Origin of the sequence: Vibrio sp. V33_P6A3T137 (genome assembly GCF_009904835.1) — a bacterium.
Taxonomy (GTDB): Bacteria; Pseudomonadota; Gammaproteobacteria; order Enterobacterales; family Vibrionaceae; genus Vibrio; species Vibrio metschnikovii.
The window spans coordinates 61,553-79,283 of record NZ_WXWK01000035.1 but is presented as its reverse complement, the minus strand read 5'-3'; the positions used below and the strand labels follow the sequence as shown (position 1 = coordinate 79,283).

At 43.8% G+C, this 17,731-nt stretch carries 16 protein-coding genes; 13 read left to right on the top strand and 3 right to left on the bottom strand.

Features of this window, described 5'->3' with window-relative positions; translation table 11 throughout:
- Nucleotides 1-195 precede the first annotated feature (195 nt).
- The 3 genes from nfo (at nucleotide 196) to CAG60_RS02890 (ending at nucleotide 2,493) form a co-directional block, all read left to right on the top strand.
- Complete coding sequence (gene nfo, locus CAG60_RS02900) at nucleotides 196-1,080, top strand: deoxyribonuclease IV (protein ID WP_161438245.1); 885 nt, start codon at nucleotides 196-198, stop codon at nucleotides 1,078-1,080.
- An 83-nt stretch (nucleotides 1,081-1,163) separates the two neighbouring features.
- The gene (gene ung, locus CAG60_RS02895; protein WP_161438244.1) at nucleotides 1,164-1,844 is read left to right on the top strand and encodes a uracil-DNA glycosylase; all 681 of its coding nucleotides are present in this window, start codon (nucleotides 1,164-1,166) and stop codon (nucleotides 1,842-1,844) included.
- A gap of 97 nt (nucleotides 1,845-1,941) precedes the next feature.
- Nucleotides 1,942-2,493 (top strand): hemerythrin domain-containing protein, encoded by a 552-nt coding sequence (locus CAG60_RS02890; RefSeq protein ID WP_161438243.1) that lies wholly within the window; start codon nucleotides 1,942-1,944, stop codon nucleotides 2,491-2,493.
- A gap of 68 nt (nucleotides 2,494-2,561) precedes the next feature.
- Here the strand turns inward: CAG60_RS02890 and CAG60_RS02885 are convergent, their stop codons facing one another.
- A complete protein-coding gene (locus CAG60_RS02885) occupies nucleotides 2,562-2,741 on the bottom strand; it encodes a DUF3545 family protein (protein WP_004395917.1) in 180 nt (59 codons plus the stop codon).
- 898 nt (nucleotides 2,742-3,639) lie between these two features.
- Here CAG60_RS02885 and CAG60_RS02880 point away from each other — a divergent pair.
- The 9 genes from CAG60_RS02880 (at nucleotide 3,640) to deoD (ending at nucleotide 13,477) form a co-directional block, all read left to right on the top strand.
- Nucleotides 3,640-5,067 (top strand): alanine/glycine:cation symporter family protein, encoded by a 1,428-nt coding sequence (locus CAG60_RS02880; RefSeq protein ID WP_161438242.1) that lies wholly within the window; start codon nucleotides 3,640-3,642, stop codon nucleotides 5,065-5,067.
- A 164-nt stretch (nucleotides 5,068-5,231) separates the two neighbouring features.
- Nucleotides 5,232-6,005 (top strand): peroxide stress protein YaaA, encoded by a 774-nt coding sequence (gene yaaA / locus CAG60_RS02875; protein WP_161438241.1) that lies wholly within the window; start codon nucleotides 5,232-5,234, stop codon nucleotides 6,003-6,005.
- A gap of 64 nt (nucleotides 6,006-6,069) precedes the next feature.
- Nucleotides 6,070-6,222: a hypothetical protein gene (locus tag CAG60_RS16495; RefSeq protein ID WP_202598491.1), complete on the top strand. Its 153-nt coding sequence runs from the start codon at nucleotides 6,070-6,072 to the stop codon at nucleotides 6,220-6,222.
- A gap of 11 nt (nucleotides 6,223-6,233) precedes the next feature.
- The gene (locus tag CAG60_RS02870) at nucleotides 6,234-7,040 is read left to right on the top strand and encodes a TatD family hydrolase (protein WP_161438240.1); all 807 of its coding nucleotides are present in this window, start codon (nucleotides 6,234-6,236) and stop codon (nucleotides 7,038-7,040) included.
- 180 nt (nucleotides 7,041-7,220) lie between these two features.
- Nucleotides 7,221-8,477 carry a NupC/NupG family nucleoside CNT transporter gene (locus CAG60_RS02865; RefSeq protein ID WP_161438239.1) on the top strand — a complete coding sequence of 419 codons (1,257 nt, stop codon included), beginning with the start codon at nucleotides 7,221-7,223 and terminating at the stop codon, nucleotides 8,475-8,477.
- 588 nt (nucleotides 8,478-9,065) lie between these two features.
- Nucleotides 9,066-9,842 carry a deoxyribose-phosphate aldolase gene (gene deoC / locus CAG60_RS02860; RefSeq protein ID WP_004395911.1) on the top strand — a complete coding sequence of 259 codons (777 nt, stop codon included), beginning with the start codon at nucleotides 9,066-9,068 and terminating at the stop codon, nucleotides 9,840-9,842.
- 194 nt (nucleotides 9,843-10,036) lie between these two features.
- Nucleotides 10,037-11,380, top strand: a complete 1,344-nt coding sequence (deoA, locus tag CAG60_RS02855) for a thymidine phosphorylase (protein WP_161438238.1) — start codon at nucleotides 10,037-10,039, stop codon at nucleotides 11,378-11,380.
- An 18-nt stretch (nucleotides 11,381-11,398) separates the two neighbouring features.
- Nucleotides 11,399-12,619, top strand: coding sequence for a phosphopentomutase (locus CAG60_RS02850; protein ID WP_161438237.1), 1,221 nt, complete (start codon nucleotides 11,399-11,401; stop codon nucleotides 12,617-12,619).
- Between the two features lie 132 nt (nucleotides 12,620-12,751).
- Nucleotides 12,752-13,477 carry a purine-nucleoside phosphorylase gene (gene deoD, locus CAG60_RS02845; protein ID WP_004395908.1) on the top strand — a complete coding sequence of 242 codons (726 nt, stop codon included), beginning with the start codon at nucleotides 12,752-12,754 and terminating at the stop codon, nucleotides 13,475-13,477.
- Nucleotides 13,478-13,617: 140 nt separating this feature from the next.
- Here the strand turns inward: deoD and CAG60_RS02840 are convergent, their stop codons facing one another.
- Nucleotides 13,618-14,229 carry a YtjB family periplasmic protein gene (locus tag CAG60_RS02840; RefSeq protein ID WP_004395907.1) on the bottom strand — a complete coding sequence of 204 codons (612 nt, stop codon included), beginning with the start codon at nucleotides 14,227-14,229 and terminating at the stop codon, nucleotides 13,618-13,620.
- Between the two features lie 100 nt (nucleotides 14,230-14,329).
- On the opposite strand from CAG60_RS02840, the gene serB reads away from it, so the two are divergent.
- On the top strand, nucleotides 14,330-15,310 hold the full coding sequence (gene serB, locus CAG60_RS02835) for a phosphoserine phosphatase (protein WP_161426379.1): 981 nt from the start codon (nucleotides 14,330-14,332) through the stop codon (nucleotides 15,308-15,310).
- Nucleotides 15,311-15,387: 77 nt separating this feature from the next.
- Here the strand turns inward: serB and CAG60_RS02830 are convergent, their stop codons facing one another.
- Nucleotides 15,388-17,718, bottom strand: a complete 2,331-nt coding sequence (locus tag CAG60_RS02830; protein ID WP_161438236.1) for a PilZ domain-containing protein — start codon at nucleotides 17,716-17,718, stop codon at nucleotides 15,388-15,390.
- Between the last annotated feature and the right edge of the window lie 13 nt (nucleotides 17,719-17,731).

The following is a 17,731-nucleotide window of genomic DNA, read 5'->3' as shown; positions in this document are numbered from 1 at the left end:
TTTGAATCGGCTGTAGAATTGATCTCAATCAATAAGTCGATAATAAACAATGAGTTCATTTATTTTTTGAATGTTTAAAATAAATTTTAATCTTGTTTTCTTGTAAAATTACTACATTTTTAGGTGTGTTTTTAGCCTGCATTACGTAGCATCAGACAGTTATCTAAATAAAACTGAAAGTAAAAAAGTGACTCAATGACAAGTACGATAGAACCTTCAAAAACCAAATATTTTGGTGCTCATGTCTCTGCTGCTGGTGGTGTTGATCAAGCGCCGATCCGCGCTCACCAAATAGGAGCGAATGCTTTTGCCTTATTTACTAAAAATCAGCGCCAATGGGCGGCTAAGCCTTTAGATATCGAGACGATAAAAGCGTTTAAAGCCAATTGCGCACGACTAGGTTTTAGCCATGACCACATTTTGCCGCATGATTCTTATTTGATTAATTTAGGCGCACCAGAGGCGGATAAGCTTGCCAAATCAAGAGCGGCGTTTATTGATGAGATGCAACGTTGCCGACAATTAGGATTATCACTTCTCAATTTTCATCCGGGTAGTCATTTGAAGCAAATCTCTGAAAGCCAGTGTCTTAGTCATATTGCTCAATCGATCAATCTGGCTCATCAAGCGGTTCCTGACGTTGTTGCGGTGATTGAAAACACGGCCGGTCAGGGGAGCAATTTAGGTTGGCGTTTTGAGCAGCTTGCCGAAATCATCGAACAAGTGGATGATCAATCGAGAGTCGGCGTTTGCCTTGATACATGCCATACCTTTGCCGCGGGTTATGATTTACGAACTAAAGCCGATTGTGAGCAGACTTTCGCACTTTTTGATCAGATCGTTGGTATGCATTATTTGCGTGCCATGCATATTAATGATTCAAAATCCCCCTTGGGTAGCCGAGTCGATCGTCATCACTCATTAGGGCAGGGTGAGATTGGGTGGACATGCTTTGAGTATATCGCTCAAGATAGCCGATTTAATGGTATCCCTTTGATTTTAGAAACGATTGAACCTGATATCTGGGCACAAGAAATTCAAACACTACGGGATTATCATCACCAAGCGTTGTCGGTTTGATTAATCGAGTCCATCTGCCTATCTGCAATCGGAGGTCGTTTGAGTATACAATGGGCTGACTATTCATATTATAGGGCTTTTTTATGGGGCAATCATTGACTTGGCATGAGGTTATTGGTCATGAAAAACAGCAAAGCTATTTTAAAAATACGCTAGCCTTTGTTGAACAAGAAAGACGGTCTGGAAAAGTAATTTATCCTCCGGCAACAGAGGTTTTTAACGCTTTTCGTTTAACGGAATTTCATGATGTTAACGTAGTGATTCTTGGTCAGGATCCTTACCATGGGCCAAACCAAGCTCATGGTCTTTGTTTTTCGGTGTTACCACAAGTTAAGACGCCGCCTTCATTAGTGAATATATATAAAGAGCTGGCACAAGATATCAGAGGGTTTAGCATCCCGAACCATGGCTACCTAAAAAGTTGGGCCGATCAAGGCGTTCTTCTACTCAATACGGTATTAACTGTCGAGCAGGGTAAGGCTCACTCTCATGCAAACAGTGGCTGGGAAACGTTTACTGATCGTGTTATTGAAGCATTAAATCAACACGGACAAGGGATTGTTTTTTTATTATGGGGAGCTCATGCACAAAAAAAAGGCAAGATGATCGATCGTCAGCGTCATCATGTTTTAGAGGCCCCGCATCCTTCCCCCCTCTCTGCCCATCGTGGTTTTTTAGGCTGCAAACACTTCTCAATGACGAATCAATTACTTGAACAGCAAGGTAAGCAAGCTATCGATTGGCAACCGAAATTGGATGTCTGAAAGCGCGAGACCTTGAAGGGTTGGCTGTTTTTTGAGCTATACTGAACAATCAAACCAAAGAATACGATTGGTTTACGATCAGTCAGGGAGGCTCATCATGATGTTAGAAAGGATCCGTCGCGAACATGAGTACATGGCTCGTCTACTCACCATACTGCGCGAAAAGTTACAGTTGCTCAATACAGAGCAGCTGATCAACTATAGTCTGATTAAAGAAATTGTTGATTATTTAGGCTCTCATTCTCAATCAGTTCATCACCCGAAAGAGAATGTGCTTTATCACTACTATCAGCAGAACTACCCCACGATTCCGATGGTCGAAAACTTGGAGCAAGAACATGAGCTGCTGGCTGAGCAGACGCAAGCATTTTTGTTGATCGTAGAAATGATTTTGCAAGATGCTGTCGTGCCTCAAGATGTCTTTATCGAAAAATTGACCGATTTTATTGAACAGCAGCAGCGTCACCTAGAGTTAGAAGAGCAGTCGGTTTTTCCATTGATTGAAGATGCTTTTAGTATTTCAGATTGGCAGCAGGTTGAATCTATCTGGAGTGGCCACGAAGATGATCCTGTCTTTGGCGAAACCATCGCTGATCGATTCACCCAGTTGGCTCGGCGAGTCAGGAAAAGTGAGTCAGAGTGCATTTAGATAATAAGATGGTCATCAATCATCAATAATAAGGCGCACCGAATAGCTCAGTGCGCCTTATTACATAGTTACAGTTTTATGCTGTCGAGATCCAAGCAGACATCCATATCAAGTAGCTCTTTCTCTAAGCGTTTTTTATCCCGTATTGCTTCAATTTCTCTCCACATTCGTTTCACTGGTTTACTGCGGCTAGCGCGAATCTTGGTCATTTCCATGTCTAGTAGTTGATCAAAGTGCAAGTCATCCATAAGCAAGCCTCATTGTCATAAGTCATTCTCCCTCTCCACTGCATACCGCCATAGCTTCGCTGATGAGATACTCGTTCATTAAAGAGCACAACGGACGGCATCTATCGCAGGTATCCTGTGGGTTGGGTCTACATCGTAAACATCATGCTAGATATTCCCTTCCTACTTGAAGTTACAGCACTTAAGTTAAGATCTTACATCAACCAGCTTGTTTTATGATGTAAGTCCGCGCTGCATCTCACTGCGATTTGGGTATAGCATATGAAACTTAATCTTAGCCATGATTCATTTCTCATTTATGACTTTTTATCGATTGAACGGCTTTTTTTTCGTTGTTCTTTCACATTTTTGAACTTTTTTCTGTACAAAAAAGACGCAACCGATTCGCGCAAACGTTTTTATTGCCAGAAAAATCTTGTTAATAAAACGTTACATTCAACGCTGGCAATTGACTGCTTGATGATTTATTGCTCGCTTGGTTGTGTTTTATGACATTTTACTGACAAAAAATTCAGTCATGCACTGTGATAGCTAGATTCTCAGCCAATGAGATTAGGATTATGCAACATGAGGTTTGTGAGGTTTTTTTATTCTGTTTTGTTAGTGTTTTGTTTGTTTTTTATTGGTTTGTTTAGGGTTTAATGGTCGCGTTTGTGTTAATAAATGGTGACTTTATAGTAAAAAATAACATAAAGATGAGCCATGTTGCATATTGATTTTTGCTGGTTGAGGTAGCATTATCCGCCCGTCAAAAAATTTACTGCATTATTTTAACGACCTAAAAAGTGTTGAATCACGCTTAATGGCTCCCGTAATACGAATTATTTTCTGGGATGCTCATTCACCTTTTCGTGCTGATCGGCTGGTCAACTCAACACACATTCTAAGAGAGGTTCTTGTGACAGACTTAATTAATTTAATGAACGACCTGCTTTGGGGATCGATTCTGGTTTATCTTTTAGTCGGGGTAGGGATTTACTTCACGGTCCGTTTAGGATTTATCCAGTTTCGTCATTTCGGTCATATGTTCAGTGTATTGAGAAACAGCCGAAAATCAGACCAATCTGGTATCTCTTCTTTCCAAGCCTTATGCACCAGCTTAGCGGCTCGTGTTGGTACCGGTAATATGGCGGGGGTTGCGGTCGCTTTGACATTAGGTGGTCCTGGTGCCATTTTTTGGATGTGGATGACGGCGATGCTTGGTATGGCGACGTCTTTCGCGGAAAGTACTCTGGCTCAGCTGTATAAAACCCGTGATAGAGATGGAAACTATCGTGGTGGTCCCGCTTATTACATGGAAAAAGGCTTAGGCATGCGTTGGATGGGCGTGCTGTTTTCTATCTTCCTTATCATCGCTTTCGGTTTAGTGTTCAATGCAGTGCAAGCCAATTCGATTTCCAGTGCGATGCACACCGCTTTTGGTTTTGAGCCGCTTTATGTTGGCATCGCGATTGTTTTAATCTCTTCGTTTGTGATTTTTGGTGGAATTCGTAAGATCGCACGTACCGCTGAGTTGATTGTACCGATCATGGCCTTGGCCTATATTTTGATTGCTATGGTCGTGGTGATCCTAAACATCGAAAAGTTACCGTCAGTACTAAGCTTAGTGTTTAGAAGCGCGTTTGGTTTAGAGCAAGCGGCGGCGGGTGGCTTAGGCTATGCGATTGCTCAAGCAATGATTCATGGTGTTAAACGCGGGTTATTTTCGAACGAAGCGGGCATGGGCTCGGCACCTAACGCGGCAGCTTCTGCCACGCCTTATCCTCCGCATCCAGCCTCACAAGGATACGTACAGATGCTTGGGGTTTTCGTTGATACGATAGTCATCTGTTCGGCGACCGTTGCGATCATTCTTATGTCTGGAGAGTATGTTCCTCACGGTGAAATTACCGGTATTGAGCTTACCCAGCGTGCACTGAGTTCACAAGTTGGTGATTGGGGAAGTATTTTTATTGCCTTAGCGATTTTCTTCTTCGCCTTTACCTCCATTATTGCCAATTACTCTTATGCTGAAACCAACCTGATTTTCCTTGAGCATAATAATAAAAAAGGCTTGGTGGTTTTTCGAATGATCGTGCTGGGCATGGTGATGTTCGGTTCGCTTGCGACATTACCTACCGTTTGGTCGATGGCTGATGTTACGATGGGCTTGATGGCGATTGTCAACTTAATTGCGATTTTGCTGCTCTCAGGAACGGTGGTTAAATTGGCGAAAGACTACAACCGTCAACTGAAAGCCGGTAAGTTACCAACCTTTGATGCCAACGATTACCCAGAGCTGAAATCTCAGTTAGAAGATGGTATTTGGGACAGCAAAAGCAAATAATCGCCGAGGATGACCTGTTATGAGGGGTCATCTTTGCTGGTAGCCAGTTAAGCCTATCGTTAGGCTCAATGGATAAGATAGAAAAAGCCATGCAGACAATGTGTGGCTTTTTTTGTTAATCTAACGGCTCAACTCTCTAAGTAAAACGATATTAGGATAGAACAATGCTGATTGTGGTTTCTCCTGCTAAAACTCTGGATTATGAATCGCCTTTACCAAGTCAAGAGCACACTCAACCGGAACTGATCGAGCACTCCAAGCTGCTGATTGACGTCTGTCGTCAATTAACTCCCGACGATATTTCAGCATTAATGAAAGTCAGTGATACGATTGCTGGATTAAACGTCGCTCGTTTTGCACAGTGGAGTGAGCAGTTTAGCTTAGACAACGCCCGCCAAGCGATTTTCGCTTTTAAAGGTGATGTATATACCGGTCTTGATGCGCAAAGCTTATCTGAAGAGAGTTTGCGTTTTGCTCAGCAGCATCTACGGATGTTATCAGGCTTATATGGTTTACTTAAGCCGCTCGATTTAATGCAGCCTTATCGTTTAGAAATGGGCACCAAATTAGCCAATCCTCGTGGTAGTAATTTGTATCAATTTTGGGGTTCTATCATTACTGAAAAGCTCAATCAGGCGATTGAGGTACAAGGCGATAATGTGCTGATCAATTTGGCGTCTAATGAATATTTTAAAGCGGTGAAAACCAATCAGCTTGATGCACAAGTGATCACGCCAATTTTTAAAGATGCCAAAAACGGACAATATAAAGTGATCAGTTTTTATGCTAAAAAAGCTCGCGGTATGATGGCGCGTTATATTATTGATAATCAAGCCACTTCGGTTGAAGAGCTGACCCATTTCACCACCGCTGGCTATTACTTTGTACCTCAAGAGTCGAGCCCTACCGAGCTGGTCTTTAAGCGTGAAGAGCAATAACACCACGATGATGTTGTGGAATAATAGATGGCATTAACCACAGACGCTGGAGAGGGATCAAACCATGTGGCAATGGCTAAAACAGGCACTGGCTCACTATGATGCATGGTGTCAACAGATGGGATTAACGGCCGAACAAAAGCGCAGTTGCGTGGCTTATCGAGCGGATCCTGCGCGTCATACTGAGCGTGATGGTTCATCCGACCCGCGCGCTTAAGGTGTTGTACTGTGCGATTATTTGATACTCACTGTCACTTGGACTTACCTGTTTTTGAATCGACATTAGCCAGCGATTTAGCTCAAGCTAAAACGCAAGGCGTTGAGCGTTTTCTCATTCCATCGACAAGTCCGGAGAGCTGGGCGAGAATTGAGCAGTTAGTGTCACGCGACTCAGATTGTCTTTTCTATGCGCTTGGCATTCACCCTCATTTTATTCCTTTATCAACTCCTGCCCAATTATTACAACAATTAGAGCATAAGCTTTTGGTTGCTCAGCACGCCTGTGTGGCGATTGGCGAATGTGGTTTGGATGCGCTGATTGATCAACCCGCAGAGCGTCAAGAAGCCCTATTGATTGGACAGCTTTCTATCGCTCAGACTTTTCAGAAGCCAGTCATTCTTCATAGTCGTAAAACCCATCAGCGGCTCATACAGATTATAAAGCAGATGAAATTTACCCAAGGTGGTGTTTTACACGCGTTTTCAGGCAGTAGGCAAGAGGCGAAGCAGTTTATTGATTTAGGGTTTAAATTAGGCGTCGGTGGTGTGATTACGTACCCTAGAGCCAATAAAACGCGTCAGGCGATTACCTCTGTATCGATGGCCGACTTAGTGCTTGAAACTGATGCTCCGGATATGCCGCTATTGGGCTATCAAGGTCAAATTAATCGTCCGTTACGACTGCCTTTAGTGTTACAGGAACTAGCAAGATTACATCAGGCCGATCCTGAACAGGTTGCCTCGGTCATTTGGCAAACTAGCCATAGGTTATTTGGTCTTTCTATCACCGATGAGCGTGATGAGAGTAACAAATAAGTCTATCAATAGTGATTTGTGTCACATAAGTATGTGAATGGATTATTAATCTTATAAGAAAGTGTGAGGAAGGCATTATTTTATTGTGGTTGAGATAAGTATAATCGCTTCGCTTTTTAGCTCTATTTTGCCACACGCCAACACCTAATTAACTTCTAACTTATAAGGAAGCCATAAACTATGAGCCTGTTTATGAGCCTAATCGGAATGGTTGTATTACTGGGAATCGCAGTATTACTATCATCAAACCGTAAAGCTATCAATATCAGAACCGTGGGTGGTGCTTTTGCTATCCAATTTTCCCTTGGCGCATTCATTTTGTATGTACCATGGGGTCAAGAACTCCTTCGTGGTCTCTCTGACGCAGTATCGAACGTTATCAACTATGGTAATAGCGGTACTGAGTTTATGTTCGGTGGCCTAGTTTCTGGTAAAATGTTTGAAGTATTTGGTGGCGGGGGCTTCATCTTTGCTTTTCGCGTACTACCAACACTTATCTTCTTCTCTGCATTAATCTCAGTTCTGTATTACCTCGGCGTTATGCAATGGGTTATCCGAATTTTAGGTGGTGCGTTACAGAAAGCCTTAGGGACTTCTCGCGCAGAATCTATGTCAGCCGCTGCGAACATTTTCGTAGGTCAAACCGAAGCACCACTTGTGGTTCGTCCGTTTGTGCCTAAGATGACGCAATCTGAACTGTTTGCGGTGATGTGTGGTGGTCTAGCTTCTATTGCTGGTGGTGTACTAGCGGGTTACGCATCAATGGGCGTGCCTATTGAGTACCTAGTTGCGGCATCATTCATGGCGGCACCAGGTGGTCTACTGTTTGCTAAAATCATCATGCCAGAAACCGATAAACCGGTTGATCAAATCGAAGGTATTGAAGCGGCTGAAAATGAAAAACCAGCTAACGTGATTGATGCGGCGGCAGGCGGTGCTTCTGCTGGTCTGCAATTAGCCCTAAACGTTGGTGCGATGTTAATTGCCTTCATCGGTTTGATTGCACTTATCAACGGTATGCTAGGTGGCATCGGTGGTTGGTTTGGTATGCCAGAGCTGACACTAGAGATGATTCTTGGTCTTGTTTTTGCTCCTCTTGCATTCCTATTGGGTGTGCCATGGGCGGAAGCGACTATCGCTGGTGAGTTTATCGGTCTAAAAACCGTTGCTAACGAATTCGTGGCTTACTCTCAATTTGCACCTTACCTAAGTGAAGCCGCTCCTGTCGTGTTAACTGAGAAAACCAAAGCGATCATCTCTTTTGCATTGTGTGGTTTTGCTAACTTATCCTCGATTGCGATTTTATTGGGTGGTTTAGGTAGCTTGGCTCCTTCACGCCGTGGTGATATCGCTCGTATGGGTATCAAGGCTGTGGTTGCTGGTACGCTATCTAACTTGATGGCAGCAACCATTGCTGGCCTATTCCTTTCTTTCTAATTTAGTAAAGAAAACGATATAGACGCCACTTAACCTAACCCCGTAGCAAGAGATTGCTGCGGGGTTTTTCTGTTTTGTAGACCAAGAAAACACAGTTCCTTGTCTTTCACACGATAAGGTTCGTTAAAACAGTTTAATAAATGAATTGTCCATGATGGATGATAACGATTATTTTGAGATACAAACCGTTTGCTCTGAGTGTTGTGCTAGGGTTTTGTTGCGAAGAGTTATACTGTAGATCACAGCTTATTCGCCTTTATATGCCCCCAATATTGTGACAATAAAACGAGTGATGGATTCACGGTTTTTATTATCGAACAAGGGTGAAGCAGAGCATCAGAGCGATCGATTGTAATGGAAGCTTGTGGCATAACCATCAACTTCCAACAAGTGGTTGCTTGAGCAATATTGTGTACCGCAATCACAGACGGTTATGCCATGAAGCTTATTGGCATTGTGCGGTGACAGGGATAGCAATTGGTGCAAAACACCGAGTCTTCAAGGAACCAAGTCCGTTCATTTTGTGACTATGTCGAGTGACGTCTTACTCACTAGTCAATGAATTGAATATATTGATCGGAGATAGAAATGAGCGATTTAAAAGCCGCAGCGCTACGCGCACTGAAATTGATGGATTTAACCACATTAAATGATGACGATACGGACGCCAAAGTGATCCAGCTCTGTCATGATGCAAAAAGCCCAGTAGGTAATACGGCGGCGATCTGTATCTACCCACGTTTTATTCCTATTGCTAAGAAGACCCTTCGTGAGCAAGGAACTCCAGAGATTCGTATTGCCACGGTCACCAATTTCCCACACGGTAATGATGATATTGACATCGCGGTGGCTGAAACCAAAGCCGCGGTTGCTTATGGTGCTGATGAGGTTGACGTCGTATTCCCATACCGAGCTTTGATTGCTGGCAATGAACAAGTCGGTTTTGAACTGGTTAAGCAGTGCAAACAAGCTTGCGGTGATATTTTACTGAAAGTCATCATCGAAACGGGTGAGTTAAAACAAGAAGCCTTAATCAAGAAAGCTTCACAAATCAGCATCGAAGCGGGTGCGGATTTTATTAAAACCTCAACCGGTAAAGTGCCTGTCAATGCGACACCTGAGTATGCGCGCATGATGCTTGAAGTGATCCGTGATTTAGGCGTTGCCAAACAGGTAGGTTTTAAACCTGCCGGTGGCGTACGTACCGCAGAAGATGCTGCGCAATATTTAGCCATGGCGGATGACATTCTTGGCCAAGGTTGGGCTGATAGCCGTCATTATCGCTTCGGCGCTTCGAGTCTGTTAACTAACTTATTAAATACGTTAGAGGTGACCGATCAACAAGCCGATCCTAGCGCTTATTAATCATTAACGAGCAAGTAAGTAGTGTTAAGCATTACTTACTTTGTTTTTCCCTCGATAATTTCAGCATCTGCAAAGTACTAAGCAGAAGACTTCATACAGCGAAGTGTGAGTCCAATTAACAATGGTGCTAACCATTAAGACATGCGATTTTAAAGAGGGCCTGAAAGATTAGCAAAAGCATCTAGGAGGCTTATATGTCTAAATCTAATGTATTCTTACCGCAAGAAATTATTCGTAGAAAACGCGATGGTGAAGTTTTAACTCGAGATGAAATTTATTTTTTCATCCAAGGTGTGGCTGATAACAGTGTATCAGAAGGGCAAATCGCGGCCTTTGCGATGGCCATTTATTTTCAAGAAATGACCATGCCAGAGCGTATCGCATTGACTTGTGCGATGCGTGACTCGGGAATGGTTATCGACTGGGCGCACATGAATTTTGATGGCCCGATCGTGGATAAACACTCTACCGGTGGCGTTGGCGATGTGACGTCATTAATGCTCGGCCCTATGGTGGCCGCTTGTGGTGGCTACGTTCCTATGATCTCTGGGCGCGGCTTAGGCCACACCGGCGGTACGCTCGATAAATTAGAAGCCATCCCCGGCTACAACATTATGCCCAGTAATGAGCTGTTTGGTGAGGTGACCAAACACGCTGGCGTGGCGATCATTGGTCAAACCGGCAATTTAGCGCCAGCGGATAAGCGCGTTTATGCGACCCGCGATATCACCGCCACGGTGGACAATATCTCGTTGATTACCGCATCGATTTTATCGAAAAAGCTCGCAGCAGGTCTAGACGCTTTAGTGATGGACGTTAAAGTGGGTTCAGGTGCGTTTATGCCGACTTATCAAGCATCTGAAGAGTTAGCGAAATCGATTGTTGCGGTGGCTAACGGTGCTGGCACCAATACTACGGCTATTTTAACCGATATGAATCAAGTATTGGCTTCATCGGCAGGTAATGCTCTCGAGGTTCGTGAAGCGGTTCGTTTCTTAACCGGTGAATATCGCAACCCGCGTTTATTAGAAGTGACCATGGCCTCGTGCATCGAGATGTTATTGTTAGCCAAATTAGCCAAAGATCCTCAAGAAGCGCGCACTAAATTACAAACCGTGCTCGATAATGGACAGGCGGCAGAGCGATTTGGAAAGATGGTCGCAGGACTCGGCGGCCCTAATGACTTTGTTGAACACTACGACCGTTATTTAGAAAAAGCCGAGGTGGTAAAACCCGTTTATGCGCAGCAAGCCGGCGTAGTTTCGGCCATGGACACGCGCGCGATTGGTATGGCGGTCGTCAGTATGGGCGGCGGACGCCGAGTGGCGACCGATACGATTGACTATGCGGTCGGCTTTGATCAATTCATTCGTTTAGGTGAAATAGCTGATAGCAATAAACCACTGGCGGTGATTCATGCCCGCAATGAAGAACAGTGGGAGATTGCTGCGAAAGCACTTCAACAAGCCGTTAAGATTGGCGGCAATTATCAAGAAACTCCGGAAATCTATCGTCAAATTCGACCTGAAGATGTGTAACTCCGGTGAGGAAAAGTAATGAAAAGAGCATTTGTTTTAGTATTAGATTCATTTGGTATTGGCGCCGCTCCAGACGCTGAAAAGTTTGGTGATGTTGGCGCTGATACTTTAGGCCACATTGCACAGCAGTGCCAACAAGGTAAAGCGGATAATGCGGATCGCCAAGGGCCTTTACGTTTGCCTAATCTTTCTAAGTTAGGCTTAGCAATGGCGCACAAAGAAGCCACAGGACAATTTGCGCCAGGCTTAGATCAAAATGCAGATATTATTGGCGCTTACGGCCACGCTGCTGAACTTTCTTCTGGTAAAGATACCCCATCAGGACACTGGGAAATTGCTGGTGTACCAGTGCTATTTGAATGGGGCTATTTCAGTGACAAAGAAAACAGTTTTCCTACTGAGCTAACCGACCGCATTTTAAAGCGTGCCGGTTTGGATGGTTTCCTTGGTAATTGTCATGCCTCTGGTACTCAAGTGCTTGATGATTTGGGTGAAGAGCATATGGCGACAGGTAAGCCAATTTTCTACACGTCAGCGGATTCAGTGTTTCAGATTGCCTGTCATGAAGAGACTTTCGGCTTAGACCGCCTGCTTGAACTGTGCCAGATTGCTCGTGAAGAGTTAGAAGATTATAACATTGGTCGAGTGATCGCCCGTCCATTTACCGGTCCTGGTAAAGGACAATTTGCTCGTACTGGTAACCGCCGTGATTTATCTTTAGAGCCACCTGCAACTACCGTATTGCAAAAACTGCTTGAAGAGCGACAAGGTGAAGTGGTTTCGATTGGTAAGATAGCTGATATTTATGCTAACTGTGGGATCAGTAAAAAAGTGAAAGCCAACGGTATTCCTGCTTTGTTTGATGCCACATTAGATCAAATTGAACAAGCGGGTGATAACACGATAGTCTTCACTAACTTTGTTGATTTTGACTCTGCTTACGGTCACCGCCGAGATGTCGCCGGTTACGCGGCAGCATTAGAGTATTTTGATCAGCGTCTGCCAGAAATTCTTGATCAGATGCAAGAGCAAGATGTACTGATTTTAACCGCTGACCATGGCTGCGATCCTACTTGGCCTGGCACCGATCACACACGCGAATTCATTCCAGTGATCGTCTATGGTCAAAAAGTAGCGCCGGGTAGCCTTGGCCACCGTGAAACCTTTGCTGATATTGGTCAGAGTTTAGCGAGTTATTTTGCTACCTCACCAATGGATTACGGAAAATCATTTTTGTAACATCACCTGCAGTGCTGGAATAGAAGACTGTATTTTATGATTGGTCTTGCTATTAGCAAGGCTAAGCCTACTGTTCAATTGTGTTGCTCGACTGACTGGGCAACACAATCACCAAGATAAAGAGGAAAAGACATGGCAACTCCACACATTAATGCTCAACTGGGTGATTTCGCTGACGTTGTTTTAATGCCAGGTGATCCACTACGCGCTAAATACATCGCAGAGACTTTTTTAGATGATGTCGTTCAGGTATGTGATGTGCGTAACATGTTCGGCTATACGGGCAGCTATAAGGGCCGTAAAGTTTCAGTCATGGGCCACGGTATGGGCATTCCTTCATGCTCGATTTATGTGACTGAACTCATCAAAGATTACGGTGTGAAAAAGATCATTCGTGTCGGTAGCTGTGGCGCTGTGAATGAAGAGATCAAATTACGCGATGTTGTGATTGGTATGGGCGCTTGCACGGATTCAAAAGTGAATCGTATCCGCTTTAAAGATCATGATTTTGCTGCGATTGCTGATTATAAAATGGTTAAAGCGGCAGAAGAAGCGGCGAAAGCTCGTGGTGTTGATGTGAAAGTCGGTAACCTGTTCTCAGCTGAATTATTTTACACTCCAGATCCAAGCATGTTCGATGTGATGGATAAATATGGCATCCTTGGAGTTGAGATGGAAGCGGCTGGTATCTATGGCGTTGCCGCTGAATACGGCGCAAAAGCACTGGCTATCTGCACGGTTTCTGATCATATTAAAACCGGTGAGCAAACCACCTCTGAAGAGCGTCAAAATACCTTTAATGAAATGATTGAAATTGCGTTAGATTCCATTTTAATTGGTGATCAAGCAGGGTATTAATTAATCTTGATTTTGACGCCCGTTATACCGCTTCGATAGAGACAGTTAAACGTTATATTCTGCGTCATTTGTCCCGATGAGTTAAGTCTATCTTTACTCATCGGGATCTTCGCGCTTTGGTGATTGTGATCGTTTAATCGCTAAACGTGCTTAAGCAGTACATTTTCTACTTTCTGCTCTTTCGGTCTAAATTGACGACGCAACAAGAGAGTGATCAAAACCCCACCAGTAAAGCTCATCAATAACATTAAATACATGTATCGATCGCTTTTTCGATAGTGATGATCAGAAATTGCCGTTACTCGGCCCGTTTCAAACGTTAAGCGGACAAAACCAATAACGCTGCCATCATACAAGACCGGCTCAACCAGTTGTTGACGGCCAATACTGGCCGTTTGTAGTGGTGTATCTAGCCCTAATATCTCTCGAACACTGAGTGCTCCGTCACTTGCGGCTAGCTTAACGCCTTCAGCATCATAGATTGTCGCATCAAACACTAAACGTTCTTGAGCAAGTTGATTGGTGAGTGCCAGTAATCGCTCTTGATCTTGTTCTGCGAGCATGCTGCTGGCCGACAGGGAGGCTTGATTGATTAACACTTTCGTTAAGGTTTCTAATTGATTGGCTTGAATGCGCTCATTGCCTTTACTGATCACAACGCTATTTTGAATCGTGAACACCGACATGCCCATCAATAGCACAACGGTTAAGCTGCGCACGACGACACGAAATGAAAACAGTGAGCTATCCATAGATCGTAAACCTAAAAAATGACATTTCGCTCATATTGAGACTTGCGTTTTTAAATTGCAATAGGGTAACGTCAGGGAATCATAGTTAAGGAAGCGAAACATGGATGCTGTAAAACCCCTCTCAATTAGAAAACATACGACGCTGCTGAATCGCTACCCAGAAACGCGAGAGAGTAGCGCTCTTGATAAGTCCCACGCTAATTGGATTATTTTTGCTCAGCCACTGACTCCTGCTCATTTTATGGATATTGAGCAATGGAGTGGTCAAGGATTAGTGATAGTTGATACATGGAAAGTCGGCAATTATGATGTCGCTTTAATGGCGGGAGAGCTCGACGCTGCGCTAGAACCTATTCTACAACAATTACACTTGGATTATGCTCGAATCGACGAAGTGCCTGATCTGTCTAAACCCGGCTTGATCGTCTTGGATATGGACTCCACAGCGATTCAAATTGAGTGTATTGATGAAATTGCCAAATTAGCGGGTGTTGGTGATGAGGTCGCTCAGGTAACGGAGCGAGCCATGCAAGGTGAGCTGGATTTCGAGCAGAGTTTACGTCAGCGAGTCGCGAAGCTCAAAGGCGCGGATGCGGCAATCCTTGAAAAGGTACGCAACGATTTACCCTTGATGCCTGAATTGCCGGAGTTACTCACCACCCTACAAGCGATGGGCTGGAAAACCGCGATAGCCTCCGGTGGCTTTACCTATTTTTCGGATCACCTGCAACAGTTGTTATCGTTAGATTATGCGCAGTCCAATCAATTAGAAATCATCAATAATCAACTGAGTGGCGAAGTTAAGGGCGAGATTGTAGGAGCGCAAACTAAAGCAGAGATTGTGTTAAAACTTGCTCAGCAGTTTGATATTGAATTGCATAATACCGTTGCAGTAGGAGATGGGGCGAATGACCTAGTGATGATGGAGGTGGCTGGACTCGGGATTGCCTATCATGCGAAACCAAAAGTAGAGGCGAAAGCACAAACGGCGGTACGTTTTGCAAGCTTAGGTGGTGTATTGTGTATTCTTTCGGCGGGTCTGATTAGACAGCAAAAGATCAGTTGGAAAAGTCAGCCTTAAGTGCAGAGTGGGAATCTATTTTTACTATGAGTGATGGATTCCCACTCATGCTTTGCTGAGAGAGCTGGCGTTCTGACTTAGTCCGTGAGTTCCAGTCGAGTGATCACCTCTTGCGTGATATCGGTTAATTCGCAATAACCGACAATCGCACTGAGTTCTTTTTCTAAGGCTTTGGCATCGTTTAAGCTAACTAATAGTAATTGATTGAGATCTTCGCGCAGTAAGGTTGTCATCGGTTCAAATACCGGCGAGCCAGAAATACGCAATGCATAAAACTCGCCCGTTTCTCTTGCTCTACGAATAAATTGAATGCGTTCTTTGATACTACTAAATTCACTTTTCAAACAAGATTCTACCGACTGAATACGGTCAGCAAACTTCACCACCGCAATATAGATTTCATGGTGCTGAGGTTCGGCACCGTCAATTCGTCTCATTGGGGAGGCGAGTAGAGTATTGGTGTGATTTTTAAAGATAGGTTCAAGGGAAAAACAACCATCTTGTCCGAGTTTAGCTAATAACATGAGGTGAGCGGGCAGTGGAAAATTAACGCCAATCACTCGTGGTCGCAAATTCGCTCCAGGTTTATCAACGAAAATCGGTGAACAAACCATTTTGTCTAACAACAGATCATGCAAGCCCTCTAAGAGAGAGGGGCTCGGTAACTGCTCTTTTTGCGGTAGAAACATCTCCTGATTATGTTCAATTAGTGAATTTAAAAAAGCGATAGTTTTTAGCGTTGCAGATGTTTCGAAAATTTTTAGCTGTAAACGTCTACCTTCAGGACTAATGCGAACGACTTGATATGGTACCGAGTCTAAAGGTAGCTTTTCATCGTAGCGTTTTAAATCAAAAAAGTTGATGTTGACTGTGTCACCAGCTTTGAGTGCCACTGGAGCATTAAGAATCAGATTTAATCCATGCTTAGAGAGATCAACACTCAATCCTTCCCCTAATACTTGCTGTTGATTTTGTAGCTGTAAGGGCGTTCGAAAGATGTAGCGAAGTTCTTTACGTCGAGAGCAAGCATCAAAATATACCCCTAACGGTTGACCGATCACTTGGCGGCTATGACGAAAAGGATTCAACTCACTGCCAGGTAGAGGGGGTTTGGCTACCAGTAGATAATCTTGTGCTGAACTGATATCGGCAATTTCTTGTAAAATCCCGCAATGTGTTAGCTGACTGGAGTGCTCTAATAATTCTTCTGAATGGTTGGCTAGCTCGGCTCGCTCTTCGGCTGACAATTCAAAAACCGATAAACGGAACGCTTTCCAACTGTCTTTTTTTGCGCCAATATGCCAGAACAGTTTTCGTTGCTCTGCTGAGGCTTCGGGCATGAACATCGAGAAAAACAACGTTTTATCCTGATACTCATGTTTAAACGAGTACAGTACGTTACTGCAATTTTTCACGCCCGGTTGTGTGAGCAGCCCCATCCGTTCTGCATTAAATAAGCTGCCCAAACTCTGCTGATTTCGTTCATCATGCCAGTATTGCCAAATAGGCCGATTGTTTTCCGTCAACAGTACCAATTTCAGTTGGTTGCCACTAAAAAACAGCGGTAAATGGCCTGTGTGTTTGAGATAGACGTGCTCATAGCCACGGGTGCGAGCGCGAATGATTTTATCTTGGTTGTCGTGACGGTTTTTCTTAATATTACTTGCCAGTGACTCGGCAATCACGTTATCGATTAATGTCGTCTCAGTAATACGCAATGCCCGCAAGTATTTCACCGCATTGTTTTCATAGGAATCATCAATAGCGAGTATGCGGTATTCAATCGGTTGATTTAAGCCAGGAATATCGAGCGATTTTTCCAGTTCAGTGAATTGTGTTTTAAAGGTTTGTCCGGATTTATAGTTAAATGCAGCGGGTACTTTAAATTTTGCTCCTGAAGGCGAGAGATCCAGTGTTACTGCATGAATGGCTTGATTATTAAGAGTGATCAAGACTTGGCTATTTAGGCTGAGGCGATTTTCTTTGCGTTTTAAATCATAGCCCAGTTTAATGATCTCAGCTTGGAAGCTTTTGGATGCTTTATTAGTGGCTTGATCGGTTTTGGTGTTATCACGTTGGCTGGTTCGCGCTTTGCAAACCGTTTCCCAAACCCCTTCAGTATAACCAGAAAACTTTTTTACCCCTTTTTGGTAATCATTTAATGCAATATCATCTAACCAGTGTTTAAAACCGTCGATTTCATATTCTCGACACTCAGTATCAACTCGGCTGCGTAAATCAATGGTTTTTTTACACGGCGCCATCAGTCGATTGAGTTCCATTTTTATCAATAGTTTAGCAGAGGCAGGCTGCCCATCCGTGATCTGAGAGAGGATGAACTCAAAGTCCGGAGAGCGGTAGACCGGAATGAGTTTTTCAGTGAAAGAGAGAATGTCAGATTGCTGCATACTTTTCTGTTAA